Annotated in this window: 32 protein-coding genes; 14 read left to right on the forward strand and 18 right to left on the reverse strand. The window is 41.9% G+C overall.

Annotation, left to right across the window (positions count from 1 at the left end; translation table 11 throughout):
* Positions 1-77: 77 nt before the first annotated feature.
* From AC6CIB_RS05865 to fabL, 5 genes are all read right to left on the reverse strand, one after another.
* A complete protein-coding gene (locus tag AC6CIB_RS05865) occupies positions 78-1,826 on the reverse strand; it encodes an ABC transporter ATP-binding protein (RefSeq protein ID WP_498278714.1) in 1,749 nt (582 codons plus the stop codon).
* 163 nt (positions 1,827-1,989) lie between these two features.
* Positions 1,990-2,520 (reverse strand): nucleoside tri-diphosphate phosphatase, encoded by a 531-nt coding sequence (gene ntdP, locus AC6CIB_RS05870; protein ID WP_113970149.1) that lies wholly within the window; start codon positions 2,518-2,520, stop codon positions 1,990-1,992.
* Positions 2,521-2,686: 166 nt separating this feature from the next.
* On the reverse strand, positions 2,687-2,947 hold the full coding sequence (locus AC6CIB_RS05875) for a YgaB family protein (RefSeq protein ID WP_498280475.1): 261 nt from the start codon (positions 2,945-2,947) through the stop codon (positions 2,687-2,689).
* 226 nt (positions 2,948-3,173) lie between these two features.
* Positions 3,174-3,383 carry a gamma-type small acid-soluble spore protein gene (locus tag AC6CIB_RS05880; protein ID WP_498278716.1) on the reverse strand — a complete coding sequence of 70 codons (210 nt, stop codon included), beginning with the start codon at positions 3,381-3,383 and terminating at the stop codon, positions 3,174-3,176.
* A gap of 76 nt (positions 3,384-3,459) precedes the next feature.
* Complete coding sequence (gene fabL, locus AC6CIB_RS05885) at positions 3,460-4,203, reverse strand: enoyl-[acyl-carrier-protein] reductase FabL (protein WP_498278718.1); 744 nt, start codon at positions 4,201-4,203, stop codon at positions 3,460-3,462.
* A 104-nt stretch (positions 4,204-4,307) separates the two neighbouring features.
* Here fabL and yfhS point away from each other — a divergent pair, with 104 nt between their 5' ends.
* Positions 4,308-4,532 carry a mother cell protein YfhS gene (gene yfhS / locus AC6CIB_RS05890; protein ID WP_498278720.1) on the forward strand — a complete coding sequence of 75 codons (225 nt, stop codon included), beginning with the start codon at positions 4,308-4,310 and terminating at the stop codon, positions 4,530-4,532.
* A 42-nt stretch (positions 4,533-4,574) separates the two neighbouring features.
* Here yfhS and mutY read toward each other — a convergent pair whose 3' ends face one another.
* Complete coding sequence (gene mutY, locus AC6CIB_RS05895) at positions 4,575-5,681, reverse strand: A/G-specific adenine glycosylase (RefSeq protein ID WP_498278722.1); 1,107 nt, start codon at positions 5,679-5,681, stop codon at positions 4,575-4,577.
* Positions 5,682-5,730: 49 nt separating this feature from the next.
* Entirely contained in the window at positions 5,731-6,039 is a 309-nt protein-coding gene (locus AC6CIB_RS05900) for a hypothetical protein (protein ID WP_498278724.1), read from the reverse strand.
* A 90-nt stretch (positions 6,040-6,129) separates the two neighbouring features.
* On the opposite strand from AC6CIB_RS05900, the gene AC6CIB_RS05905 reads away from it, so the two are divergent.
* On the forward strand, positions 6,130-7,116 hold the full coding sequence (locus AC6CIB_RS05905; RefSeq protein ID WP_498278726.1) for a metal-dependent hydrolase: 987 nt from the start codon (positions 6,130-6,132) through the stop codon (positions 7,114-7,116).
* 43 nt (positions 7,117-7,159) lie between these two features.
* On the opposite strand, the gene AC6CIB_RS05910 is transcribed toward AC6CIB_RS05905, so the two are convergent.
* A complete protein-coding gene (locus AC6CIB_RS05910; RefSeq protein WP_034762572.1) occupies positions 7,160-7,435 on the reverse strand; it encodes a YfhJ family protein in 276 nt (91 codons plus the stop codon).
* A gap of 148 nt (positions 7,436-7,583) precedes the next feature.
* Between AC6CIB_RS05910 and AC6CIB_RS05915 the strand changes: the two genes are divergently transcribed.
* Entirely contained in the window at positions 7,584-7,748 is a 165-nt protein-coding gene (locus tag AC6CIB_RS05915) for a small, acid-soluble spore protein K (protein ID WP_044339716.1), read from the forward strand.
* A gap of 32 nt (positions 7,749-7,780) precedes the next feature.
* The gene (locus tag AC6CIB_RS05920) at positions 7,781-7,936 is read left to right on the forward strand and encodes a YpzG family protein (protein ID WP_498278728.1); all 156 of its coding nucleotides are present in this window, start codon (positions 7,781-7,783) and stop codon (positions 7,934-7,936) included.
* 38 nt (positions 7,937-7,974) lie between these two features.
* Here the strand turns inward: AC6CIB_RS05920 and AC6CIB_RS05925 are convergent, their stop codons facing one another.
* The gene (locus AC6CIB_RS05925) at positions 7,975-8,301 is read right to left on the reverse strand and encodes a YfhH family protein (protein WP_498278730.1); all 327 of its coding nucleotides are present in this window, start codon (positions 8,299-8,301) and stop codon (positions 7,975-7,977) included.
* Positions 8,302-8,570: 269 nt separating this feature from the next.
* Between AC6CIB_RS05925 and AC6CIB_RS05930 the strand changes: the two genes are divergently transcribed.
* Entirely contained in the window at positions 8,571-9,245 is a 675-nt protein-coding gene (locus AC6CIB_RS05930; RefSeq protein WP_498278732.1) for an SDR family NAD(P)-dependent oxidoreductase, read from the forward strand.
* Between the two features lie 43 nt (positions 9,246-9,288).
* Here the strand turns inward: AC6CIB_RS05930 and AC6CIB_RS05935 are convergent, their stop codons facing one another.
* Together AC6CIB_RS05935 and recX are read right to left on the reverse strand one after the other, a co-directional pair.
* A complete protein-coding gene (locus tag AC6CIB_RS05935; protein WP_498278734.1) occupies positions 9,289-9,702 on the reverse strand; it encodes a hypothetical protein in 414 nt (137 codons plus the stop codon).
* Between the two features lie 49 nt (positions 9,703-9,751).
* Entirely contained in the window at positions 9,752-10,558 is an 807-nt protein-coding gene (gene recX, locus AC6CIB_RS05940; RefSeq protein ID WP_498278736.1) for a recombination regulator RecX, read from the reverse strand.
* A 90-nt stretch (positions 10,559-10,648) separates the two neighbouring features.
* On the opposite strand from recX, the gene AC6CIB_RS05945 reads away from it, so the two are divergent.
* The 3 genes from AC6CIB_RS05945 (at position 10,649) to AC6CIB_RS05955 (ending at position 12,042) form a co-directional block, all read left to right on the forward strand.
* Entirely contained in the window at positions 10,649-11,554 is a 906-nt protein-coding gene (locus tag AC6CIB_RS05945; RefSeq protein WP_498278738.1) for a TIGR01777 family oxidoreductase, read from the forward strand.
* 71 nt (positions 11,555-11,625) lie between these two features.
* On the forward strand, positions 11,626-11,751 hold the full coding sequence (locus AC6CIB_RS05950; protein ID WP_079531092.1) for a YfhE family protein: 126 nt from the start codon (positions 11,626-11,628) through the stop codon (positions 11,749-11,751).
* 105 nt (positions 11,752-11,856) lie between these two features.
* Entirely contained in the window at positions 11,857-12,042 is a 186-nt protein-coding gene (locus AC6CIB_RS05955; protein ID WP_149157456.1) for a YfhD family protein, read from the forward strand.
* 95 nt (positions 12,043-12,137) lie between these two features.
* Here AC6CIB_RS05955 and AC6CIB_RS05960 read toward each other — a convergent pair whose 3' ends face one another.
* From AC6CIB_RS05960 to AC6CIB_RS05970, 3 genes are all read right to left on the reverse strand, one after another.
* Entirely contained in the window at positions 12,138-12,638 is a 501-nt protein-coding gene (locus tag AC6CIB_RS05960; RefSeq protein WP_498278740.1) for a DoxX family membrane protein, read from the reverse strand.
* A gap of 463 nt (positions 12,639-13,101) precedes the next feature.
* Entirely contained in the window at positions 13,102-13,350 is a 249-nt protein-coding gene (locus AC6CIB_RS05965) for a VOC family protein (RefSeq protein WP_498278742.1), read from the reverse strand.
* 24 nt (positions 13,351-13,374) lie between these two features.
* On the reverse strand, positions 13,375-14,163 hold the full coding sequence (locus AC6CIB_RS05970) for a nucleotidyltransferase domain-containing protein (protein ID WP_498278744.1): 789 nt from the start codon (positions 14,161-14,163) through the stop codon (positions 13,375-13,377).
* 239 nt (positions 14,164-14,402) lie between these two features.
* On the opposite strand from AC6CIB_RS05970, the gene AC6CIB_RS05975 reads away from it, so the two are divergent.
* On the forward strand, positions 14,403-16,025 hold the full coding sequence (locus tag AC6CIB_RS05975) for an ABC1 kinase family protein (RefSeq protein WP_498278746.1): 1,623 nt from the start codon (positions 14,403-14,405) through the stop codon (positions 16,023-16,025).
* Between the two features lie 66 nt (positions 16,026-16,091).
* A complete protein-coding gene (locus tag AC6CIB_RS05980) occupies positions 16,092-16,274 on the forward strand; it encodes a hypothetical protein (RefSeq protein WP_498278748.1) in 183 nt (60 codons plus the stop codon).
* Between the two features lie 237 nt (positions 16,275-16,511).
* On the opposite strand, the gene AC6CIB_RS05985 is transcribed toward AC6CIB_RS05980, so the two are convergent.
* Together AC6CIB_RS05985 and AC6CIB_RS05990 are read right to left on the reverse strand one after the other, a co-directional pair.
* Complete coding sequence (locus AC6CIB_RS05985; RefSeq protein ID WP_498278750.1) at positions 16,512-16,835, reverse strand: MGMT family protein; 324 nt, start codon at positions 16,833-16,835, stop codon at positions 16,512-16,514.
* Positions 16,832-18,601 (reverse strand): ABC transporter ATP-binding protein, encoded by a 1,770-nt coding sequence (locus AC6CIB_RS05990; RefSeq protein WP_498278752.1) that lies wholly within the window; start codon positions 18,599-18,601, stop codon positions 16,832-16,834. The genes AC6CIB_RS05985 and AC6CIB_RS05990 overlap by 4 nt, the downstream gene beginning before the upstream one ends.
* A 150-nt stretch (positions 18,602-18,751) precedes the next feature.
* Between AC6CIB_RS05990 and AC6CIB_RS05995 the strand changes: the two genes are divergently transcribed.
* Positions 18,752-19,495, forward strand: coding sequence for a Cof-type HAD-IIB family hydrolase (locus AC6CIB_RS05995; RefSeq protein ID WP_498278754.1), 744 nt, complete (start codon positions 18,752-18,754; stop codon positions 19,493-19,495).
* A 114-nt stretch (positions 19,496-19,609) separates the two neighbouring features.
* Positions 19,610-20,122 carry a CBO0543 family protein gene (locus tag AC6CIB_RS06000; protein ID WP_498278756.1) on the forward strand — a complete coding sequence of 171 codons (513 nt, stop codon included), beginning with the start codon at positions 19,610-19,612 and terminating at the stop codon, positions 20,120-20,122.
* A 138-nt stretch (positions 20,123-20,260) separates the two neighbouring features.
* On the opposite strand, the gene AC6CIB_RS06005 is transcribed toward AC6CIB_RS06000, so the two are convergent.
* Both AC6CIB_RS06005 and AC6CIB_RS06010 read right to left on the reverse strand, forming a co-directional pair.
* A complete protein-coding gene (locus AC6CIB_RS06005; RefSeq protein WP_498278758.1) occupies positions 20,261-22,390 on the reverse strand; it encodes an ATP-dependent Clp protease ATP-binding subunit in 2,130 nt (709 codons plus the stop codon).
* Positions 22,391-22,786: 396 nt separating this feature from the next.
* Positions 22,787-24,838 carry a catalase gene (locus AC6CIB_RS06010; protein WP_498278760.1) on the reverse strand — a complete coding sequence of 684 codons (2,052 nt, stop codon included), beginning with the start codon at positions 24,836-24,838 and terminating at the stop codon, positions 22,787-22,789.
* 222 nt (positions 24,839-25,060) lie between these two features.
* On the opposite strand from AC6CIB_RS06010, the gene AC6CIB_RS06015 reads away from it, so the two are divergent.
* Together AC6CIB_RS06015 and AC6CIB_RS06020 are read left to right on the forward strand one after the other, a co-directional pair.
* A complete protein-coding gene (locus tag AC6CIB_RS06015) occupies positions 25,061-25,696 on the forward strand; it encodes a DUF4004 family protein (protein ID WP_498278762.1) in 636 nt (211 codons plus the stop codon).
* A gap of 26 nt (positions 25,697-25,722) precedes the next feature.
* On the forward strand, positions 25,723-26,514 hold the full coding sequence (locus AC6CIB_RS06020; protein ID WP_498278764.1) for a polymer-forming cytoskeletal protein: 792 nt from the start codon (positions 25,723-25,725) through the stop codon (positions 26,512-26,514).
* Positions 26,515-26,575 lie beyond the last annotated feature (61 nt).

Below are 26,575 nucleotides of genomic sequence, written 5' to 3' on the forward strand. Positions count from 1 at the left end.
TTTGATATTTTAAAAAAAAAAACAAAAAAAGTCATGACTTTTATCACGCGAATCGTGATAAGTCATGACTTTCCATTTTACTGATCGAGCTGTTGTACTTGGAAGAGTTTATAGTAATGGCCCTGTTTTGCCATCAACTCTTCATGGGTTCCCATTTCGACAACTTCACCGTGCTCCATATGAATGATTCTGTCAGCATGGGTGATTGTTGATAATCGATGAGCGACTATGAAGGTTGTTCGATCTTTTGCCAGGATTTCAAGAGATTCCTGTATAAGGTGTTCGCTTTCCAGATCAAGGGCTGACGTTGCTTCATCAAGTATGAGAATCGGTGGATTTTTAAGGAATACCCTGGCAATCGCGACACGTTGCCTCTGTCCCCCAGATAGTTTCACACCTCGTTCCCCTACTTTCGTGTCATAGCCTTGAGGTAATTTCATGATGAAATCATGTGCATTTGCCGCCTTGGCAGCTTCTATTGCCTCTTCATCCGTCGCATCAGGATTACCGAATTTAATATTCATCTTGACCGATTCACTAAAGAGAATATTGTCCTGAAGCACCATTCCAATATTGTCCCGCAATGACCTCACCTGAAATCTTCTGATGTCTGTTCCATCTAAAAGAATTTCACCATCTGTGACATCATAAAAACGGGGAATAAGACTGACGAGGGATGATTTTCCTCCGCCGCTCATGCCGACCAGAGCGACGGTTTCACCTGTTTTAATATCAAGGTTGAGATTACGCAGTACCTCTTCCTCTTCAGATTCATAGCGGAAGGAAACATTCTTAAAATGAATATCGCCGCGTACATTTTTACAAGGAGTCGCCCCTGGTTCATCATCAATATCATACTTCTCATCCATGAACTCAAATACACGGTCCATGGAGGCGATCGATTGAGTCAAGGTTGTAGAAGAATTCACCAGGCGTCTAAGCGGACCATAGAGACGATCGATATATGCGATAAAGGCAGCCATTGTACCAATGGTCAAATCTCCATTAATAACTTGCAGCCCCGCATATCCAATGATGATTAACGGAGAAATATCCGTAATGGTATTCACAACCGCGAACGCTTTCGCATTCCAGCTTGTTTGCTTTAAGGCCTTCGTTAAGAAATTGCTATTCTGATCCTGAAACTGTTTTTGTTCATAGTCTTCAACAGCAAAACTCTTGATGACAGCCATTCCCTGGACCCGCTCGTGTAAATGACTTTGAACCTCTGCCAGTGCCTGAGACCGGTCTCTCGTCAACCCTCTAAGTCTTCCAAAGAAATAACGGACAGAGAAAGCATAGAAAGGAAATGCTATAAGAGAAACAAGTGTTAACGAAACATCCATCGTAAACATGATGGACAGAGCAATGACAATGGTAGCTGCATCCAGCCATAGGTTCATCAGACCGGTGATCACGAAATTCTTCGTTTGCTCAACGTCATTGATGACCCTGGAAATGACTTCCCCTGCTCTTGTATTCGAATAATACTTAAAGCTGAGTCGCTGAATATGTGAAAACAAATGATCCCTTAAATCATACAAGATCTTGTTTCCCGTCCACTGAGCAAAGTACTGTCGATAATACTCTACAGGCGGTCTTACCAGTAAGAAAAGGCCAAGCATGATCCCCATGATCATGAGTAATTGATTGGTCTTTTCTTCCGAGGATAAGCCCGAAGCGCCTACTATATCATCAATGACATATTTAATTAAAATTGGAATTAATAAGGGGATGGTAAATTTAATAATACCTATGATTAATGTACCAATAATTTGCCACCGATAAGGTTTTACAAATTGAAGGTAGCGTTTGATACTATCCAAGTGATTACTCCTTTCTAAGATGTGAGTATTTATTTTGCCCCAATAAAAAGGGATGACCCTGTATGGAACGCAGCACTGTTCCTCTTCAAGTCCTTTCAGGAAATGAAAAGGGTTGCTCCTTACTGGGTCAGCCCTTTAATGCCTATACAGTTTTCCAGCTGTGTTACCCCCTGTGAGTCAAATAACGCTCGTACCAAATATCAATAAAGTCAGGAGCAAAAGGCCCTTTTCTTTGTCGGATCCAGCGAACAAGCTTGTCTACATTTCGCTTCAGGATGTGATCAATCACGTCCGGGTAACCGTACAATTTACGATGAGCTTCGTACTCATCCTCATCCAGCAATGTATATGTCATATCAGGAAACACTTTAATATCCAAGTCGTAATCAATATACTTGATCGCTTCATGATCATATACAAATGGTGAACTTAAATTACAATAATAATAAATACCGTCCTCACGAATCATACAAATAATGTTAAACCATAGCTCTGAATGAAAATAGCATATTGCCGGTTCACGGGTCATCCACGTTCTTCCGTCTGATTCCGTCACCATCGTTCGATCATTTCCACCGATTATCTGATTGCTTGTTCCTTTCAGAACCGTCGTCTCATTCCATATCCGGTGAATGTTGCCATCATGCTTAAAGCTATGTATTTGTACTGATTTTCCTTCAGTGGGAACCGCCATCGTATCCCCTTCTTTCATTTCAAAATTACCCTTATATATACTTATCTATTCTATCATTATAACGTTTCCTCAGAAAATTTAAAACAAAAGGGCTATCCTTAAAGAAAAATTCCTTTAAGAATCGCCCGGTTTCTGTTCGAAAATGGGATTTATCATTAAAACCTTTTTATGTTGTAACGCTGTTTTGTTCCTTTTGATAGGAGCGAATCACTTCATCGGTTTGTTTTTGAAACATTGTTTGAATCACTTTAAGTTCCCTCTTTTTTGAAGCAATCTCTCTCTTTATAGATTCAACCTTCGTCATCTCTTGAAGCTGAAGCAGCTCCTCTTCAAGCTCTTGACAACGTTCGATCTCAGACTGAAGATATAACAACTTATCCATCGTCTCTAACTGCTCTGTTACCAACTCATTAAACCGTTGTTGCATCACTTCCACCACTCCTCTAAACAAGCTCTCCTAAACATTCTCCTTTCCACCCCCAAACCCTTTGACAACTTCTGTCACAATCCCACCAGTTTTGTCGATGTAGATCTGAGTGTGTGGCGGGTTCTCACACTTCCATTATATGTTAAAATGCACATAAATTGAAAATCCACTAGAAAACAAAAAAGCACCCAACCTAATGGGTGCTTTTCCGTCAAGAACATTTCAATTATTGTTGTTGTTGACCGTATTTACCAGAAGCTTTCGCTTTGTTAGCTTCTGCTTGTTGGTTTTGTTGCTTCACCTGTTGTGCTGCTGTTGTTTCTGAAGCGAACTCAGTACCGAATTGTTGTTGCTGAGTTGCACCAGCTTGAGCGTTTTGTTGCTTAACATGTTGAACGTTTGTACCAGCTTGAGTTTTGTTTGGTTGTTTTGCCATTGTAATCACCTCCACGCTTATTAAGATAACCAAGCATGGATTTCACTATTCGATATTTTTCAGGAAAAAAATTCCACTAAACGAGTAGTGAGCGACCGCCATCCACAATGATGGTTTGACCTCTGATCATGGAAGAATCATCTGAAACGAGGAACATCACTGACTTCACAAGATCATCAATTTCCACCATTCGTCCTGCAGGTGTTTTACTGCGGGCATCTTCCAGAAGTTCTTCACGATTAGGGAAATGCTTGAGTGCATCTGTATCGATCGCACCACCGGAAACTGCATTTACGATTATGTCACGCGGTGCAAGCTCAACTGCAAGATAACGCGTTAATGCTTCAACTGCAGCTTTTGAAACTCCCACAGTTGTATAATTGTCTAAATAACGGATGGATCCCAATGAGCTTATGCTTACGATGCGTCCGCCCTTATCCATTAATTTTGCGGCTTCCTGGGCACAGAATAGTAATGCCTTACTGTTAATGTTCATCGTCCAATCCCAATGAGATTCTTCAAGTTCCATGACTGGACGCAGAACCCCGGATGCTGCGTTACTTACCAATACATCCAAATGGCCGAACTCTTCTTTAATCTGTTCGAACATTGATTTAATTTTATCGACGTCTCCTACATTTGCCCGTACGACAAATGCTTTTCGTCCCAACTTTTCGACCTGTTCAGCCGTTTCAAGTGCACCTTTTTTACTCCGTGCATAATTGACGACGATATCGTATCCTTTTTCTGCTAGTTGAATCGCGATTTCTCGTCCAAGTCCGCGGCTGCTTCCTGTGACTAATGCTACTTTTTGACTCATGTTGATCATCCTTTCAATTTCATTTTCCATTTGGTTTAAAGCATAATCAAGCCTTGAATATGCACACTAACAAAGAGCATGTCAGTTAAATGGAGGAATGAGTTATGTATGTAGGCAGAGATATGACAGAGCTTTCAATGATTCCAAAAGATGAATGGCAAAAAAGCGAGCTCGCTTTCTTTCATCATTCACTACAACAAATAGTACCCTATTTGAACGCAGAAGGACAATCGATTCACAGAGAAATTGTCGAAGAAATTGAAAAACGCGGTGGATTGAAGCGTGGCGAAGCCGATTATACTCACGGCACGAAGGTTAGTTACGATTGAGATGATCATATACAAAGAGCAACCAGCACGGCTGCTCTTTTTTTATTTCTGTAGGATTCCTGCTCCTGTTTCCCTCCAGATTTTCTGATGGGAAACGGGAAAGGCATATTTCTCCAATTCTTCAGTCGTTACGGCAATCAGGACGCTGGCATCAAGAGTAGTGCTGTCGATAGAACCAACATATACTTCAATATCCCAAACTATGTGAGAAAATATATGCTGGATTTTCGTGACAACCCCTGCTTTCAAAGAGCAACCTACCTTATATTCTTCGTCCATTCGATCAAGCAATTGCCTCCTGCCACTGCTTGAACTTCCCACTTCAAAATTAGGGAATTCCCATAAATTAGCGAGCAGTCCTTTACTCGGGCGTTTGTGGATAACGACTCGATCATCTTCCGTAAACAGAACAGCTGCCGCCATATTCATTTTACGTGCAGATTTCTTTTTCGATTTTATTGGAAGTTCTGTTTGCACTCCTTCTTCAAATGCCTGACAGTGTTCTCGAACAGGGCACAGTAAGCAGGATGGAGATGTCGGTTTGCAAATCAGTGCCCCAAGCTCCATCAGTGCTTGATTGAAATAGGATGGATTCTCTTCAGAAATCAGGGCTCTCACTGCTTCTTCAAATACTTTTCTGGATGAAGGTTTGGCAATATCGAGCCAGATGGAGAGGATCCGTGAAAATACCCTCATGACATTTCCGTCGACAGCAGGCTCCGGTTTGCTGTAAGCAATACTCAAAATCGCCCCCGCAGTGTATGGTCCCACACCTTTTAATGATGATATTTCTCTCGGTGTATCTGGAACGATTCCTTCATACTTTTCCCCCACTTCTTTTACAGCAGATTGAAGATTCCTGACTCTCGAGTAATAGCCGAGTCCTTCCCATGCTTTCAGGACATCCTCTTCGTCGGCTGTTGCAAGAGCATCTATGCTAGGAAATTTCTCAATGAATCGGTTAAAATAGGGTATGACCGTATCCACCCTTGTTTGCTGAAGCATGATTTCAGATACCCACACCTTGTATGGATCTTGATCTTTCCTCCATGGAAGATCGCGCTGTTCTCTTGAAAACCATGAAATTAAATCATTCTGAAATTCCTCACGGTTAATGGTCTGTAAATGTTTCAATGGTTCTTCTATCAATTTTGTACCTCCAGGATGTTAAATGTTACGTTGAATAGGGAATAAATAATTAAAGCTGTGTTTTTAAGCCAACAAGGTTTATTTCTTTTAACCCTCCACAAATACATTCGTCCAATAATCCAAATAATAAATGACGACGGGAAGTACGTAAACGTTTCAAAACATGGAAATGGGATTCCGTGGGCACAACAAACCGTTCGATGTATCGATTAGAGTCGACTTCAGACTTTTCCCACTGGATATTAAAGGCGTCGTATTGTGGTAATGTCGCTACGATATTGTTCATAATCTGATCGTATTGAGGTTGGAAATTTTGTTTTATTTCATATTCTAAGTAAAAGTGTAAAGTGTTTTTCATTGCAATAAACTCCTTTTAACCATATCATGTTCAAAAATGAATACAAGTCATAAAAAATACAGATGAAAATGAGCCAAGGGAGGACTTTTTTTGGATACAGGCACTCATATTGTCATGGGCTTTGCTATTGGTGGCTTAGCTACCCTAGATCCCGTTGTTGCTGAAAGTACAGCCACTTCTCAAAGTGTGTTAGTTGCAGCAGTCATCGGCTCTCAAATACCCGACATTGATACCGTTTTGAAATTACGCAATAATGCCGTTTATATACGTCATCACCGAGGCATCACCCATAGCATTCCGGCCGTTGCTCTCTGGCCACTTTTAATTGTCGCTTGTCTTTTTCCATTTTTCCCGGGGGCAGATTTGCTTCACTTATGGATTTGGACATTTGTGGCCGTATTCCTCCATGTATTTGTCGACATTTTCAACGCCTATGGGACCCAGGCGATCAGGCCGATTTCGTCTAGATGGGTCGCATTAGGGGTTATTAACACGTTTGATCCGATTATCTTTGGTATTCATATCGGCGGATTGATTCTGTGGGGCATAGGATTACCACCTGGGAAAACCTTTTTGGTCATGTACATTGTGATCTTTGCTTATTATGTATTGAGGTTCCAGGTTCAAAAAGCCGTAAAAAATGCGGTGAAGAGAAGAATCCCGAAAGCGGAAAAAATCATCGTTTCACCGACGATTCGGTTTTTCCAATGGCGCCTTGCGATCGTGACTAAGGAACATTATTATGTCGCACGGGCATTCAGACGCTCGATTACGATTTTTGATAAATTTGAACGTGTACCGATACCTGAAAATCCAGTAATCCACACTGCTAAGAAAGATAAAAATCTCGCAGCCTTTCTTTCTTTTTCCCCGGTTTTCCGCTGGGAATTGGACGAATACGATGATCACTTTGAAGTACGCTTCATCGATCTTCGCTACAGAAATAATGGACACTATCCCTTTGTCGCCCTGGTACAGCTCGACAAAGACCTGAACATCGTCAGCTCCTACACAGGATGGGTCTTCAGCGAAGAAAAACTCCGCTCAAAAGTCGACATCGACATTTTAATCGATTAAAGCAGTGAGGGACGGACCTTTTCAAGGTCCGTCCCTCATCACTTTAATGCACTAAATCATCATCTTCTTTATCGTCGATCAGGTGTTTGTATTTAGGGTTTTGTGCAGCAAATTCGTGGATTTGTTCTCCGTACGTATTGACCCATTGGCGAACGACTTTTTCCGTTACTGCCTTCCCTTTATAATCGTAACCAGCTTTTGCGTATGTGGCTTCGAAATCTTCCCAAACAAGTTCGATCCAAGTTCTCGCTTTTTCATACGAAAGCTTATTATTTTTTTCAATTAACAATTGTGTTAATTCGTGGAATGTTGACTCCATTTTGTCTCCTCCTTTTCCATATATTTAGTTCCAGCTTTTATGATAATGTACACCATTTCACCCATACTATTAGTACGTGGTTAAGCTTAGTTGTGCCTTTGCTTCTTCACGGTATGAGTCAGAAAATTCACCTTTTAGGAGGCACTTTATGCGAAATAAAACGACAGGGTTCCCCAACATGAACAACAATAAATTCGAAGGCGAACCGAGAGCTAAAGCGGAATTTGCATCTAAAAGGGCTAACGGCACCATCAATACCCATCCTCAAGAACGTATGAAAGCTTCTGGAGAAAGAGATCACGACTCACTTTAAAGAAGTGAAAATTTGTTTAGGGGGTAGTTACGATGGCAAACAAAAACAACTTCTACCGAAATAAGTACAGCAGTCCATTTAACAAGGCATTCTACAATCCGAAGCATGCCCATTCCCAAGCTAATGGACAAACCACACAAACTCAAGACTTAATCATTCTAGAGAACCAGACACGCAAGCGTTCCTAGACTACTTCCGAGGTCCGTCCCTATGACGGACCTCTTCATTACTTCTTTTCTCCTGCTAAAAGCGAAATCGGCAGTGCTTCTTCTTTTCCGTCTCCACCCAGGCGATATCCCCAGGCAAATACCCCATTTAAATAGTCGACTTTGAAATATGTACCCGGATCTCCTTCGATCGCGTATATCCCGCCAGGCTTGTAGGCGTCAGGATTCATTAAATAAGCCTGTGCCATAAGTGCCTTGCGCTCCAAAACGGCATACTCGTTCACAATCCCCAGCTGTTCAGCTTTTCTTGCCTTCTCCTTCAACGAAGCGATCTCCTGCTTCAACTCATGCTCCGTCATCTCACTATATCTTCTCTCTTGTTCCATTCTTCATCACCTCTACTAATAGTAGTATAGAGAAAATGATACAATAAGAAAAGCGGAAGCGGCTTGGTCAGCCCCGACAAGCATAAGACGGGATTGCTTAAAAGGCGTTCTTTGCCTTTTTGGCAATCACGGCTTATGACCTCGAGGGGCTAGCCGCTGTAGCTGGACAATAAAAAGCGGAAGCGGCTGGTCAGCCCCGACAAGCATAAGACGGGTCCTTATTCCAAGATAATTATCTAACCACATACACCAGAAAGGATGACAACATCATGAAAACAGCCATCATCACAGGCGGAGGCTCCGGCCTTGGAAAAGAATTAGGAAAACTTCTTAGCCAGCAAGGATATCATATCTTCCTTCTTAGTCGAACGGAAGACCGCTTAAAAGAAGCTGCAGCAGAAATTGAAAGCATAGGCGGACAGGTTTCATTTGCCACGTTGGATATTCGTTCAACTCATGACATTCATCAATTAGGTAAGAATCATCTTAAGGATCGTAATATTAAATTACTCATACATAACGCAGGGATAGGCTATTTCGGCCCCTTCAAGGATACGGACGATGATGAATTAGTAAGCATGTTTGAAACGAATGCACTCGGTCCCATTCGATTGACTAAGGCACTTCTGAATCAACTTGATCCAGGGAGCAGCACAATCATTAACATCATTTCCACAGCTGGCCTTAGAGGCAAGAAAAATGAAGCATTGTATGTAGCAAGCAAGTTTGCCCTCAGAGGATTTGGTGAAAGTTTACAGAAGGAGTACGAGGATTCGAATCTTCGCATTGTGAATGCGTATATGGGTGGTATGAGTACTCCATTCTGGGAGAAAAGTGATCATATAAGTGATCCATCAAGGCTTCGCTCTCCTAAAGAAGTTGCGGAAGTGATTGTGAATGAATACAAAGAAAAAGACGAAATCGTCATTGAATCAAAAAAATAAACCTCAATAGGCAGCCTTCCTTAAACGAAGACTGCTTTCTCATTTATGGAGCAAAAGGGAAGAATATAAAGGCCACAATAAATAATAACACAGGCACTAAAAATACAGCGAAGGCATCAATAACCACGACAAAAGCCATCCAAACCCAGCGGACACCGTCTTTTCTTTTTAGAAATTGCTGGATCATCCGGATGTTCACGAGGATGAGGAAAATCGCCACCCCTAAGAGGAAAAATGGCATCACCCATTTCCCCATGGTTTCGGCATACCCTTGGTTATACCATTCTTGCTTCCCTAGTGAATAGAATCCGGTTTGGACTTTTATGATAATTTCACCAATGATAAATAGTGCGGCTGCCCCCACCACTACTCCACCTGTGTATAGCTTGAATTTTTTAGTCGTACCGATGAGCAGCAGAAGTGTTAAACCAGCAAACAGAAGCGTGAAAATCTCCAAATGAACTCCCCCTTGTCATACCCCTTCAATCTATCTTGAAAACAACAAATCATTCTTCATTTTCTTTTATCTCTTCTAAAAGTCTTTCGATGTCCTCCATAGAGAAACCTTTTCGATACAAGGTCTGTTTCATTTTCTGGACATACTCGTATCCATCATATTTTGAACTCAGCTTTCTATGAGCCTTTAACCCTTGGTGATAGACGGCATCCCATTTTTCATCATCATCCCGATCAGATTCTACTGTCTCCCAAACAATTTTCATGACAGAACCCGGATACCCTTTTCGCATCAGATTCTGTTCAATTTTTTGCCTCGCGATCATCTTTGAATCTTTCCGGTATTTTTGAAGAAGTTTTTCGGTCAGACCGACCGCTTTATCAACCTGCTTCTCTTCGGTAAATGTAGCAAGAGCCTCTTCGATATAAGGGTCATCCACCCCTTTTCTTCTTAATTCCCCCCTAATCCAGGTTGGCCCCTTATCAGAGGTATTCATGTGTGTCCCGACAAAAGCGTGTGCGAATTCTAAATCATTGATGTATTTAATATCATTTAATTTATGAATCACTTCCTGGATGACTCCTTCTTCCGGATCTCCTTCTTGTAAATGGTCCCGGATTTCTTTTTCCGTGCGCATTCGAAAGGCTAAATATTGAATGGCTTTATTGAATGCTTTTTTTACATCGTCTTCATACTGAAGTTCTGAAATCTCAAGCTCATCCACTTCCAGACCTTTTCGGAGCTGGAACTTTGCCAATACTGCTTCATCGACACTGAAAGCATATTTTCCATCTATAAATAAATTGTAACGCTCATCGTTCTTCACTTGCTTCGTTATTTTCGTAATCTTACCCATTTTTTCCACCTCATAGTAATCCTAACACATTCAGCATATGTTTTTTATTCTGTAGATAGGTAAAATAATAAGTATATTGGAGGGATGATGATGAAGATCGCTATAACAGGTGGTACTGGTTTTGTCGGTCAGGCTATGACAGAGGAACTTCTCAAACACCATCACGAAGTCATGATACTTAGCCGAAATCCAGATAAATACGACAATCGTTCAGGTGTTACCTACGTAAAATGGCTATCAGACGGCGCAAAGCCCGAAAAGGAGCTCGAAGGTATTCACGCCTTCATTAACCTTGCAGGAGAATCCATCAACAGTGGACGCTGGACGGATGAGCGTAAGAAACAAATCATCAATAGCCGGATCAACTCAACTCAAGAGGTAATGAACATTATAAAGGCACTGAAAGAGAAACCAGCGTGTCTTATTAATGCAAGTGCAATCGGCTACTATCCTTCTTCAAAAACAAATACGTATACGGAAGCATCAACGGAAACGGCAGACAACTTTTTAGGAGAAACCGTTCAAATATGGGAAAAAGAATCGAGCAAGGCGAACACGCTGGGCATCCGGGTTGCATATGCACGTTTCGGAATTATTCTGGGGAAAGACGAAGGCGCTCTCCCTCGAATCGCTCTTCCTTATAAAATGTTTGTGGGGGGGACAGTTGGCACGGGGGATCAGTGGATGTCATGGGTTCATATAAAAGATAGCGCAAGGGCTGTCCATTTTATCGCTGAGACAGAAGCCATTTCAGGACCAGTCAATGTGACTGCACCCTCTCCAGTCTCCATGAAAGAATTCGGAAGAACACTTGGTGCCGTTCTTGGCAGGCCACATTGGATCCCTGTCCCATCGCTCGCGTTAAAAGCAGCGATGGGTGAAATGAGCGCTCTCGTGTTGGAAGGTCAAAAAGTATTGCCAAGCGTCCTTTCAGAGCATGGATTCCAGTTCGAATACCCTGAATTAAAAAGTGCACTCATTGACATTTATCATTAAATCACAGGTATGCCCCCTTCTTTTCAAGGCAAAAATAGAATTAATCTTGAAAAGAAGGGATGTACATACGAATGGATAATAAGAAAAAGAAAGACAAAAACAAATCAGTTCTATCCAGTGCACAGGAAGTAACGTATTCACGAGAATTCAAAGCAGCTGATCGCGCAGGCGGCTTCAGCTCCAAAGCCCATAGATAGACAATTATTACCTAACTAAAAACCCCTACTTTGAAGAAGAATAAAGGTACAGACTTCGAGTCTGTACTTTTATTTTTTTAACCAACTGAAAAGGGGATGTTCATATTGGGCAGATCACGCGGAAATAGTAAACGAGGAAACAAAAATAGCTTGCCTCAAACACCCGCTCAGCTCAAATCTGACGGTGTTGACGAAGAGTTCTCACGTGAACTTGCCGACCAGGCTGATATGGAAGCACAAGCTCGCGCCAATGCTGCCAACCAGCGTGTACGAGTGAAGAAAAACCAATAGAGCAATCCCGGTAGGTAAAAAAGATAGGTCCTGAGGAATTCACTAAGAAACCACCCATGCAATGACAGCATGGGTGGTTTTAATTAAACGTTCTATCACACCACGATCGGCTTTTTTTGCTGTCTGCCTTTAGGAAGGACGATATGTTTCAAGTAAGGTATCACCCAGCGGTCAGCTCCCCAATAGAAAGCCCCTCTGCCTGCAAAAAGAAGGATGATGGCCACTGTGTAGAGAACTGGATTCGTGCTCACCGTTCCCGCTAATAAGAAGTTTAAGTTCATGAAAGCTCCTGCGACTAACGCAGGTATTGTCATGAATCCGACAATCAAGCCAACTCCCACCAGCACTTCCCCCCAAAGGATCAAAATATTGAATAAATCGACATTCGGTATTGCGAACCCTTTTAGAAATTCTGCATACCACCCTTGAACGGCTGGATGATCTCCCGTCGCATTAGCCAATGCTCCTTGCAAGAAGCCACTCGCATCAAAACCATCATTCACCTTATGCCAACCCGCTTCCAGCCATTGAACGCCCAACCAAATTCTAATCACTGTCCAAACCATGCTCACCTTTTGGTTTTCCCACCATTTCATGATGGTCATCTCCTTTTAGATGTTTATTGTGAAATATTTCACAATTACAATCAAAAAAACAGTGGACTTAGCTGATATTTGATATGTCTGCTGTTTAATTTGTGAAATATTTCACATGCCCTTCACACTTATACTATATCTCTTCTTTAAGAGTAATACAATAGGCTTTTGAGCAGTTCACAAAGGTGTCAAAATCGGAAAAAAATAGATTTATTATGTCATTTACTTCTTTGTGATTTCGTTTTTGGAGATGAATTTTCGGAGATTCAGCTACTGATTTTCAGGTAAAATTCAACAGTTAAAAATCAGCGAATAATCAACTGTTGAATATCCACCGATTTTTAGCTGTTCATTTCCAAACCAAATTCCTCAATGCTCACGACTCAAATCAATAATCCGGATAAAGTTATCACTATCATCTTGATATATGGCATATCTGCCTGGAGGAATATCACATGGAGTTTTAATGAAATGAAGTTGATCTTGATGTTGGTTCATAATATCCATCTACACTATCTACGATGAAAATTCCACCGGGTGCTAAATCAGGCTCGTCATTTTCGATCATTAATTGTACGTCGGTGCCTGGTAACTTGAGAGCAATCGTGTGACCTCCCTCGCGACAGGCTTCTTCAAACCCTAAAGTATCACGATAATAATTGAGAGATTCCGTTAAATCTTTAACCGGATGACATTGAAAAGCCAGTTTCATATACTCCATCTCAGTTTCATATTTTTATAGAACCATTCCCAAAATCTCATCCACCCACGCACCATTCTCTTCCACACCAAGGTTTCTACACAGTGAACGATGTAAAAGCTTAAATTCCGGAACAATCGCCTTCATCACAGAATATATCTCATCAGGATTCCGACTGCATCCCCAACTCTCCAGTAATTCTTTTTGCTCCTCTGTAAAAGGTGAGCGTTCCCCTTCATATCTCGACCAGTCCCCGGGTGCATTCGGAACTCTGCCATTCTCCATGTCCCACCCGGCAGCAACCGACCATCTCATCATATCAAGTGAATGAAGAGCATAGTACAGTTCTCCCCGGTTAGTTCTTCGGTACACTTCATGAGTGTGGGCGAAGAATTTACTTCTCCAAAGCTTGAATTCTTCCAAAGTCACATGGTAATTCAATGCTTGGGAAGCATTGACCGTTTCCTGTACGATCCGATGAGGGTCGAAAATGATATCTGCTTCCTTCATATACAGTGAAGGCTTCAAGTCCCTTCTTTTGTAATAAAATGCATCCACCTTAACGAAGCAAGAATAGTGAGCGACTGTATGCACTGCCCATGGAAAGTCTTCATAGAACAGGACGTTTCCCCAATTACCTGCACGCTCTTTTTTCCTCTTTCGATATTCTCCAAAAATGCTATCCTTCACTACAATTCGAAGATCCAGGTCCGAATAACGATCATGATTCCCCTTTGCCATGGAACCTCCGTAAAAGTAAGCCACGACATTCTCATCTTTTAGTAAATCCTGTTTAATAGAATCTCTTAACTTTTGTCGCTCCACTACTAACCGGTTATCTCTTTCACGATGAATTTTTTTATATCCCGCTCATTCTATGCTCCACATCCTTTGGTTTCGTTATATTTCTTTCACTAATTTATTCAAATTAGTGAATGGTGTATATATTACTATAAAAATACAATTCATAATGAAATATTTTGATAATAAGGTAGAGAAACTTTCTTCTTTTTTATCCGTACTACATAATAGATATAGATAGTCCAGTTACGGGGGATGAAACGATGAAATCAGAGAAGAAGTTTTGGAGAATGTGGAAGGTACTATCACTGGCTCTTTCCATCGTGGTAAGAGTCTATTGGTACCGTCTCCGCAGTAAGTCCCAATGGGAGAAAGATAAGCTTTGGGAGCGCATAGGAAAAGAGTTTAAAGAAACCTTATTTGAATTAAATGGTGTTTTGATCAAGGTTGGCCAGCTCCTCAGTATACGTGAGGATTTGCTGCCGAAAGGATTTATTAATCAAATACAGGATCTGGTCGATCACGTTCCTCCTTCACCATGGGAGGAAATTGAAAAGGTTCTGGAACGTGAATGGGACAGCTCGCTGACTACAAAGGTACAGGCTATCGACCAGGAAGCTGTAGCTTCAGCTTCTATAGGAGAAGTATACAAAGCGACGCTGTTAGATGGTACGCAAGCGGCTATCAAGGTCCAGCGCCCTGAGATCCCTGACCTTGTGAAGACGGATTTCCGCTCCCTTGCCATCATTATTTGGTTCGCCAGAAATTTTGCACCTGTTCCAACAGGGTTTATTGATTTCAAGATGCTTTATAAGGAATTAAAGCAAGTCATTGAACAAGAGCTCGACTTTTCAAAAGAAATGAACACCGCTATTTCATTCAAACAACGTTTCAAGGACCATCCTAATGTGAAAATTCCTGCTATGTACCCTGAACTTTGTACAGATAAAGTATTGGTAATGGAGTGGGTAGATGGCGTTCGATTGAATGACCGAAAAGCGTTTGAGTCTTATGGGTTGGACGGGCAGAAGTTAGCTCAGGATTTGTTTTGCCTCTTCCTTCCCCAATGGCTCGAGCCGGGAATCTTCCATGCCGACCCACATGCAGGGAATATACTGCTTCAGCCGGATGGTACCTTTGTTCTCTTGGATTACGGTATGATCGGGGAAATTTCAAAGAGAGATTCCACTTACTTTCAAGACCTTCTGGAAGGAATCCTCTTAAAAAACTTCCGGAAAGCAGCAGAAGCTCTGGCTCAATTAGGGTTCTTGCTTCCTGATGCAAGTCCGAAAACGATAGAACCCGTGCTGAAGGAATTTGTCACACTCGATATGGAGCAGTTCAAACAGATGGATCTGATATCAGTGAAGAAAGAAATAAATGACATGGTGAAATCATTGCCTGTACAAGTGCCTACACGCTTCATCTTTTTAGGTCGGTCTTTTGCAACCATAGAAGGCCTTGTTCATACATTGAGTCCCGATGAGGAAACCCTCGATGTCGTCAAACCAGCCTTCATGGATTGGGTAAAGGATAGTAACACAAACAAGTGGGAGCTTCTTTTGAAATGGATAAGCGCTCAGCCCCTGTTTCAAACAGTGCAAAAAGTCCGTCAGCTCCTGGATATACCGGAAAAAGCACTCGAGCAAAAGGATCATCATCAGCAAAATGAATTTCAGTTTGTGGTATTTGAAAACCAAAAGAAGCAGGCTTTCACCCTTCTACTCTTCAGTGTCGTCGGCGCCTTCACAGGATTAGGATTCGACGTGGATTTCATTTGGCAAGGTAGTTGTGGACTTGCTGGATTCGGATTAGTGGGATATTTGGTTACTGCCACTAGGCAAAGAAGATGGCTGAAGAGACTAAAGAATGGGCAACTGAATTAAATGAAAAAAGGTAACCTTGGATAAGGGTTACCTTTTTTATGGTAAAATATAGAAAGGAGGGATACCGTGACAAATCCTGAAAAACCGTTTAATGATGTTACTGACCATATGTCAAAAATCGAAGGGGCACCCATGACTAAACCCGAAATGGGCAGTCTGCCATTGGGAATCCGGATCATCGGGTACGTGATCATTGGATTCACAGCCATTACGTCTTTATGTGTCATTATTTTGGGCTTTCTTGATTGAAACCTGGTGAAAAGATAAGATTTTTGCAAGATTCTTTGACTAAGAGAGCCCTCAATGAAATATTCGCTGGTACCGTTGGCCTGAACCAATTAAAATCAACTTTTAGCTATTTAAAATTGAGGTGAGGAGTAATTTATGCGTCGTTTTTTTCTTTTTTGCGTCATTTTCAAGATTTATGCGTCGTATCACTATGGTTATGCGTCATTTTGATATTATTGGAATTACACTCCCTTATCATTAGATGCCCCACTTCGATTCGGGTAAATACCGATACTCCTCTAACTTGATCCGATTCTTCCCTATAAAATGAATCCCTTCAGCTTCCAAAGATAGCATTTGGGTCATCGCTTGCTCTTCATCCCCGAAGCCAATTTCTCCTTTGCTATTCAAAACCCGATGCCAGGGAAGTTTATACTTTTCACTCATGGAATGAAGAATCCGTACGACCTGCCTGGCAGCTCTCGGACTGCCTGCCAGTGCAGCGATTTGACCGTACGTCATTACTTTTCCAGGAGGAATGCTCTGTATGATCTTCACCACTCGTTCAGTAAAAGGTTTCATGCTAATTCACTTCCCGCATTAGGCTGTTCACCTATTCTTAACTGCTGTCTCGCAAAGTCGCGGTATAAAGCATGTGATGTAAACAATTCCTCATGCGTCCCTGCCCCAGTCACCCTTCCTTTTTCTAAAAAGACGATCTGATCGGCATCCACGATGGTGGATAAGCGATGGGCAATCACCAGGGTAGTCCGTCCCTTCATTAAGTTCTTTAGCGCTTCCTGAACGACAATTTCTGATTGACTATCGAGGCTTGAAGTGGCTTCATCCAGCATGAGGATATCAGGGTCCCTCAATAGTGCTCTTGCAATGGCAAGTCGTTGTCGCTGTCCTCCTGAAAGCTTGATTCCTCTTTCTCCTACTTCTGTTTGATAACCGTTAGGGAGGCCCTTAATAAATTCATGGGCATAGGCCATTCTTGAAGCGGCAATCATCTTTTCTTCTGATATATCCCCATCGAGCCCGTAAGAGATATTGTCCCCGATCGTTCCTGAATATATCGGACTATCCTGGGAGACATAGCCAAGAAGTTCCCGCCATGATTTTAGAGAGTATGAGCTGATCGTATCTTCTCCCAAGAGAATGTCTCCTTGCTGTGGCTTATAGAACTGCTCTATCAATGAAAAAAGTGTCGTTTTCCCACTCCCACTTGGACCAACGATGGCCGTCACTTTCCCTTTTTCGGCCCTTATCGCCACATCCTTTAACACCTTCTCCCCCCCTTCATATCCAAACGTCACCCCATCAAGGACCAAGGCACGATCCGTTTGAGGGACGGACCTTCCATCCTCAAGGTTTTCTCCCTCTAAAGTGAGAATCGATAACACTTTCTCTGTTGCTCCCACCGTTTTCTGGAACTGAGTCACAAACACGATAATCTGGGTGATCGGCATGATAATCTGAAACAGGTAGATGAAGAAAGCAACAAGTTCCCCGGCCGTCATGGCTCCAGAGGTCACTCGAATACCCCCGAACCCAATGATTAGCACAAGAACGATGATAATTAAAGAAGAAACGACCGGCGACATTAACGCTTGAATGATCCCTTCCTTTAATCCGAGGGCATATAGCTTCTTGATTCCTGTTTGTCCTTTTTGAAATTCAATCTCCTCCGCATTGGATGACTTCACAAGACGGATTTCCGAAAGGACTCTCGTTAAAATAGCTGAGAAGCTTGCAGTCTCCGTTTGCAATCCCCGTGAGATGTCAGCCATCTTTTTGCCAATCGGGATAAGAAACAATAGTGACAGTGGAATGATTGAAAACATCACCAGTGTAAGGGGCCAATCTAAATAAAACAGCACGATGATGGCACCTATTACAGAAATGATCCCTGTAATAAAGCCTGTCAGGTGCTCGGTAATCAAGTTTTTGATCACACTAGTATCACTGGTCATACGGCTGACGGAGTCACCCGTTTCATGCGTATCATAATAAGGAACAGGCAGAACCAGCAACTTTCTCCAAAGCTTCTCTCTCAAAGAGGCAATCACATGCTGCCCTACCCGGGCTAATATGTAAACAGACACACCTCCCGCTATCGCTTGTACAAAAAAGGCAGCGATCATCCCGATGATGACCTCTTTGCTTAACGAATCTAAACTGAAGTCATCTATCAACTTACTTGTTAATAATGGTATAGCAAGCCCCGCAATCGTTGTGAGCAGGCTCAAGAATAAAGAAATGCCAAACAGGATTTTCGGTGGATCGGTTTCCTTAATCAAAGTAATAAGCTGCTTCCACTTCCCTTTTTCATATGCAGACTCCATTGATCTCTTCCTCTCAAATATATACTCATTCTATTGTAATATGAAGTTCAGTACTTAGGAAATAATACCCTTTATAAGTCGGCTTCCTAGAAGATTTTCTCCAATTATATTACACTGGATATGAATTAATAGAAGGACGTGATAGGTAGAATGGATATTAAATTAATTGCCCTGGATATGGATGGAACACTAGTCAATCACGAAGGAGATGTATCTCCTGAAAACGCACAAGCCATACAGCGTGCGAAGGAGAAAGGAATTCATGTGGTGTTAAGTACTGGCCGCTCCCTTTTCACATGCCGGGACATTTCAGATGAGCTTGGACGTTCATCTTATCTGGTGACCGTGAATGGCGGGGAAATTTACGATCATGAATACAATCTAGTAGACAGCATCCCACTTGATCTTGACCTTGTGAAACAGCTTTGGAAATTAAAAGAAGAGCATGATGTCTACTTCTGGTCTTCTACTTCCCAAGGACTCTTCAATACGAATAAGCCTTTTGATCAAGATATCGGTACCTATAACTGGTTGAAATTTGGTTTCGATATTCAGGATGATGACGTTCGCAAAGTCATGATGGACGAACTGGTAAAAAATGAAGCTTTGGAAATCACAAATTCTTCGCCGACGAATATTGAAATTAATCCTGCAGGGGTCAATAAGGCGGCAGCTTTAGTGAAGGTTTGCAAATGGCTGGACCTGTCCATGGAACAAGTCATGGCGGTCGGAGACAGTATGAACGATATTGCCATGATTCGTGAAGCCGGCTTCGGAGTGGCGATGGAGAACGCCCAGGAAGCCGTGAAGGAAGCCGCTGACTGGGTCACTGGCATCAATACAGATCATGGGGTTGCCCAAGCGATTAATAAAGTGCTGTCAGAAATGGAATAGATCCTCCAATTAAAGTGCCTGATTCAATGAGAATCAGGCACTTTATCTGTATAGAATGTCTATTCTTTTTCCATTCCGTCCATACTGAGTAACAAAAACAAGGATTGTACCCATATGTATCTGATACTGGTAGTGGTTGTTTATCTGATTTTCGCCAGGCTTTTTATTGATTGGAAACGCTGGAAAGATTATTATCCAACCGTTCAATATTATATTATTTGTAATCTCACATATAATTTGATTTTTTATAACCATACGTTATGGAAGTACAGGGCTGTAACGGTAGACTGGCTCAATCATACCCTTATTGACCTCGTCTTCACTTTTTTCATCATTCCGGTTGTCATCATGATTTTTCTTCGTTATTTTCCATATCGAAAAAAGAAATGGCTATATCTTACCTGTTGGATTGCCTATTTTACGTTATTGGAATACCTGTTCCATAAAAAAGGACTTTTCCTTTACGAAAATGGCTGGAATTTGGGCTGGTCCGCTGTGTTTAATGTCATCATGTTCTCAATCTTATGCTTGCATCACAAAAAGCCATTACTCGCCATCATTATTTCCTTACCTATCATTGCGATCCTATTATTCATTTTCCATCCATCTTTACAAGATCTAAAGTGAGGGTGTTTTTATGACTTCCTTTTCTACCTCTGTATTTATTGCCTTAGTTGTAGGAGTTTATTTAGCTATGGCAGTATATATCACTTTTTTGAAGAGGAAAGAATAAAAAAGAAGCACCCTCTAAGGATGCTTCTTTTCTTATTTGACGATGATTTCGTCGTTTTTGAGTGAAATGACTACGTCAGTTACGCCATCTTCATCAAGAAGTAAATCAGCGATTTTATCTTCCACTCTTTCCTGGATCACACGACGTAATGGGCGTGCACCGAATTCAGGATGATATCCCAGATCAACGAGTTTACGCTTCGCATCTTCGTCGATGGTTACAGTAATCCCCTGCTCTTTAAGTTCAACTTGCAATTCGACCAGCATAAGGTCAAGAATTTGAAGAAGCTCTTCTTTTTCAAGAGATTCAAATTCAATGATGCTGTCAAAACGGTTCAGGAACTCTGGTTTAAAGTAGGCGCCGAGTGATTGAAGAATATTCGTTTCTTTAATCGCATCTGTGCCGCCTGTATTAAAACCGACCACTGCTTCCTTCTTGTCTGTCACCCCTGCGTTACTTGTCATGATGATCACAGTTTCTTTAAAGCTGACCGTTCTTCCCTGACTATCAGTGAGACGTCCATCTTCCAGAATTTGCAGGAACATGTGCTGAACATCCGGATGGGCTTTCTCAATTTCATCCAAGAGAATGATTGAGTAAGGGTTCCTTCTTACCTTTTCAGTCAATTGACCGGATTCCTCATGACCTACATAGCCTGGAGGCGAACCGATCAGTTTAGATACTGAGTGTTTTTCCATATACTCACTCATGTCTAATCGAAGCATCGAATCTTTAGACCCGAACAACTCTTCTGCCAGTGTTTTCGCTAATTCTGTCTTGCCTACACCTGTTGGTCCTACAAAGAGGAATGTACCGATTGGACGATGCTTCGCCTTCAATCCTGCACGGCTGCGGCGAATAGCTTTCGTTACTTTTCTCACTGCTTCTTCCTGTCCGATTACTTTACCTGCCAGGTTTTCTTCCAGTGCTTTCATTCGTTTACGATCATCGCTTTGCAGCTTCCCAACAGGAATACCCGTTTTCGATTCAACGATCGTCTGGATCAGTTCTTTTTCTACAAGTGCTTTAGAGTCTGACCTACCTTCGCCCATTTGTCTATCTAATTCTACTTCTTGATCGCGAAGGATTGCAGCTTGTTCATAGTTCTCTTTTTTTGTTGCCAGATCCTTCTTCTCTCTTACATCGTTCAACTTTTTAAGTAGAGCCGACTTGTCTTTACCCTCTGACTGAAGATTGACTTTAGAACCTGCTTCATCCATTAAATCAATGGCTTTATCCGGTAAGAATCGATCCTGAATATATCGATGGGATAGTTTCACACAAGCCTCAATGGCCTCGGCGCTAAACTCGACTCCGTGATAGTCTTCATATTTATCTTTTAATCCTTTAAGGTTCTCAATGGCTTCTTCAGGTGTCGGCTCATTGACCAAAACCTGCTGGAAACGACGCTCAAGTGCTGCGTCTTTTTCAATTTGGCGGTACTCTTTCAATGTGGTAGCCCCGATTACTTGCAGTTCACCCCGGGCTAAAGCAGGTTTTAGGATGTTTCCTGCGTCCATGGAGCCTTCTGCGGAACCGGCACCAACTAATTGATGGATTTCATCAATAAATAACATCACGTTTTGGCGATTCTGAAGTTCGCTGATGATGGCTTTTAAACGTTCTTCAAAAGAACCGCGAACTCCTGTACCGGCAGTTAGTGAAGCAACATCTATTACATACACTTCTTTATTTAATAACTTGGATGGAACATCACCTGCTATAATTTTACGGGCCAACCCTTCAGCGATAGCCGTTTTACCCACGCCGGGCTCACCGATGAGTACCGGGTTATTCTTAGTACGGCGATTTAAAATTTCAATGACGCGATTCACTTCTTTGTCCCTTCCAATAACAGGATCAATCAATCCAGCTTTGGCTGCTCCTGTCACATTGCGTCCAAACTGATCGAGAACGCCATTTCCTCCATTTCCGCCTTGGGTTTGAGGAGATGAATTCTGATTGTTGAAGCCATGATTTGGGTTTTCTCCCATGCTCAACCCTTTAAACAACTCATCAAATGGAAATCCTCCATGTATTCCAGAAGGCATTTGCTGCTTTTGAAAGCAAGCTGAACACATCTTTATACTGGACTTATGACCATTCTCTTGCTTATACACTTCAACCGTTGCTTGGTTGTGTTGACATACTTGGCATTTCATTAAACATTACCTCCTGTAGCAGAGTTTTTATATAAATATTTTTGTAGATTGCATTTTGGATAAAGTCAGACTGTTTAGTATTCGTTTAACTAAGTTTGACTTTGACTTTATTTGACCTTATATACATAGTATAATTTGACCTTTTCTGACTTTCAAGATTTTTGCTTATGGGAATTTTTTCATTTCCAATGGCTGATTGACCTGTTGATTGAAGAGTATAGTAGGTGCAACGATGTGAATCAAGCGATTGATTTGAACGATGTAAAAGTGGAATTTCACTTGAGGTTCCACCGGCTTGGGATTCAATTATTGAAAAAGTGCCAGACCTGAATGATCAGATCTAGCACTTCTCAAATAGAAGAGAAAGTATTCCTCCCCTGACTTCCTATTAAAATCTTATTCTAATTCGCGATCCCAGTGACGATGTGCTGCGATAGCTTTTGTAAATTCATTTGCAAATGACTTCATGTCTTCCCCAGTTACCACACCAGAGCCGCTGACACCTGCTTCTTCCAGCCAGTGTGTCCCTTCATGAGTGGCACCGATTGGTTTGAAGTGAGAATACGCTTCTTTGACAAAGTAGGTTGTATCTTGAGAGAACTTTTTATTTACATTCTCTCCGCCTACTACGTAAAGGCTATCAAATAATACAGATTCCCCTGTTAAGAAGGTATGGTCTACTTCAAGCTCCGTACCGTCATCCCCTTTTCTTATCCCCAGCTTGTCACTAATGATTTCCGGCTGGATGCCATCTTCTTTAAGAGCCGATAGAACCATTTTCACTTCTTCCCCTTTAAAGCCGTTTCCTACGATGACCCCTACTTTACGAGTAGCGGGTTTCTTAATCGTATTTTCCTGGCTTAAGGCTGGGGATGATTTGGTTACCTTCGATCCTTCACCACTAGGGACTTCTACATTAATTGCTTCGGCAAATCCTTTTGCCAGTTCCATGCTTACGTTTGCAAACATATCTACGACTTGCTTCTGAACCGATTTGCTCTTCACTTTTCCAAGCTCGAAACTGAAGGCTTGAACGATATGTTCTTTCTCAGGCTCACTCATGCTGTTCCAGAAAAGAGTCGCTTGTGAGAAATGATCTTTGAAGCTTTCACTTCTTGCACGTACTTTACGCCCTTCCATTTTCTCCTGAAAATGAGTGTAGCCTCCTTCTTCCTGACTCGCAGGGGCTGGTGTATTTTTAGCAAGTGAGTTGTTATGGTAGCTCACCTGGCCCTTGTTAATCGTTTGACGGCCGTATCCATCACGCTGATTATTGTGGAATGGGCACACCGGTCGGTTAATCGGAAGCTCATGAAAGTTAGGTCCACCAAGGCGGATCAATTGTGTATCAGTATAGGAGAATAAGCGTCCTTGTAATAACGGATCATTTGAGAAATCAATCCCGGGAACAACGGATCCAGGATGGAAAGCCGCTTGCTCTGTTTCTGCAAACACATTGTCAACATTGCGATTCAGGGTCATTTTTCCAACTATTTTCACAGGAACTTCTTCTTCAGGCCATAGCTTGGTAGGATCAAGAACATCAAAGTCAAAGTTAAACTCATCTTCTTCTTTAATGAGCTGAACTCCCAGCTCGTACTCTGGATAATCGCCATTTTCGATGGATTCATACAAATCACGGCGGTGGAAATCCGGGTCTTTCCCGTTGATCTTCTGGGCCTCATCCCAAACGAGAGAGTGAGTTCCCAGTACCGGCTTCCAGTGGAACTTCACAAAATGGGCCACCCCTTCTTCATTCACCAGGCGGAATGTATGAACACCGAAGCCTTCCATCATACGGAAACTGCGTGGAATGGCCCGATCGGACATGGCCCACATGACCATATGAGCGGACTCCTGGTTATTCGCTACAAAATCCCAGAACGTATCGTGTGCAGAAGCTGCTTGGGGCATTTCATTATGTGGTTCTGGTTTGAGCGCATGAACAAGATCCGGGAATTTGATCGAATCTTGAATGAAGAACACAGGAATATTGTTTCCTACAAGATCATAATTGCCTTCTTCCGTATAAAATTTCGTAGCAAATCCGCGTGCATCACGCACGGCCTCAGCAGAACCCTTGGATCCAGCCACAGTAGAAAAACGTACAAAGACAGGGGTTTTCGTTGATGTATCCTGAAGAAATTTAGCCCGGGTATATTCTTTCATGGAATCATAGAGTTCGAACTCTCCATGTGCCGCAAAACCTCTAGCATGAACAATCCTCTCTGGTATACGCTCATGGTCAAAGTGAGTCATCTTCTCACGGAAGTGGAAATCCTCCATTAAGGTAGGTCCGCGCTCTCCGGCTTTCAACGAAAACTCGTCTTCTGATACCTTCAACCCTTGATTGGTTGTAAGATACTTTCCTTCGTCCTCCACGCGATACTGCTCAAGCTGTTCATCCTTGCTATTCTCATTCACGTTCGTACGACGATCGTCTCCCATTCTTTCATCCCTCTCTACGGTTTTTAATGTTACTATGTAAAACATTCTGTTTCTTTAGTACCCTTGATCCCCGGCCTTAAACATTTTTGGACAGTTTGAATGGGCCATTTTTATTTTTAAATATTTTTCCAATAATCACTTTACTAACGTAAGATTGTTCTGTTAAACTAACCTTAAATTAACGTAACAATGTTTTGTTACAGATAAGAGGTGACCCCCTCATTGGAAACAGATCTTATTTCTAAGAAGGAAGTATTAGAACTGACCGGGATTTCGTATGGCCAGCTCTACCGTTGGAAACGAAAGAACATTATTCCGGAAAGTTGGTTTATTAAGAAATCCAGCTTCACGGGTCAGGAAACGTTCTTTCCCAGGGAAAAAGTGCTCTCACGTATCGATACAATTAAAGAGATGAAGGATGATTATTCACTGGATGAACTATCCGATTTTTTTTCACAAAATCCAACTAAGATTGAAGTCCATGCAGATGAATTACCTTCGCACAACATCCTATCGGAACATACCTTATCCTTCTGTACATCACTTCTACCGGTAAGAAAGGTAGTTGAGTTTCCTGATTTATTAAATATGTTGATTATTGAGAAGGCGAAAAGGATACAAGTCCCAAGAGAAGAACTGCAAAACTTATTTCTATTTCTTCATGAGAAGTTCACTCCACTGAAAGATTCTTCCCTTGAACTTGTTGGTCTTCGTAAAGAAGAGGAATATATATGGATGCTCCTTCCTCTTCATTCCGAATTGCTTGTTGACCATTTAGCACAGACCGTATTGAAATTCGATTTACAACAGATGATGGAAGAATTAAAAATCACGTTAACGAATACAAAAGGGATCTAACTTCCCTGAATTGGAGGAGAAGAAGAATGAATACAGTGGAAAAGAAAGAACTTCATGACTTGAAGATCAGTGGATCCGGAACGTCTGGCGGAGGAAAATTTGATGCAGTAAAGATCAGTGGAAGCGGAAAAATCGATGGCGACATCGACTGCCACGAGCTTAAAATTTCAGGTTCCGGTACGATTTCAGGTGACGTAAAAGCGGGATACATTAAAACGAGCGGTTCTTCAACCATTAAAGGTGATACAAAAGCAGAAACGATTGCAACAAGCGGAAGCTCCAAATATGAAGGCTCTGTGATGGCTGCTGAAATGAACACAAGTGGTTCAAGCATTGTTTCGAAAGACCTTATCTTTAAGACATTCAAGGTGAGCGGGTCATGTAAGGTTGGAGGAAAGATTCAAGGGGGATCGATTAAAGCAAGCGGCTCTTTAAAAGTAGAAAAGGATTGTGAAGTCGAAACCTTCTCATCTTCCGGCTCCGTCCATATCGAGGGGCTGCTGAACGCGGACCGGATTCAAATTGAAATCAATCATGAATCCTCCATTAAAGAAATCGGTGGCGAAACGATTGCAGTAAAACACCACAACTCGAACAGACTGATCAAACAAGTGGTCAACTTCTTTCTCCAAAAGGAAGACTACTTATTTTCAGAACTGATTGAAGGTGATGAAGTGTACCTTGAGAACACGAGGGCGAAACTGGTCCGTGGTAAAAATGTTGTGATCGGCGAGAATTGTGACATTGATACAGTTGAATATTCAGGCAGCCTGGATGTGAAGCAAGATAGTCGAATCGGGGAAAAAGTGAAGATTTAATATATAGCTCAACAAAGGGCAGGGATGGTATTTACCATCTCTTTTTTTATATGTCTCTTCC

Source organism: Rossellomorea sp. GQ25 (assembly GCF_059758515.1).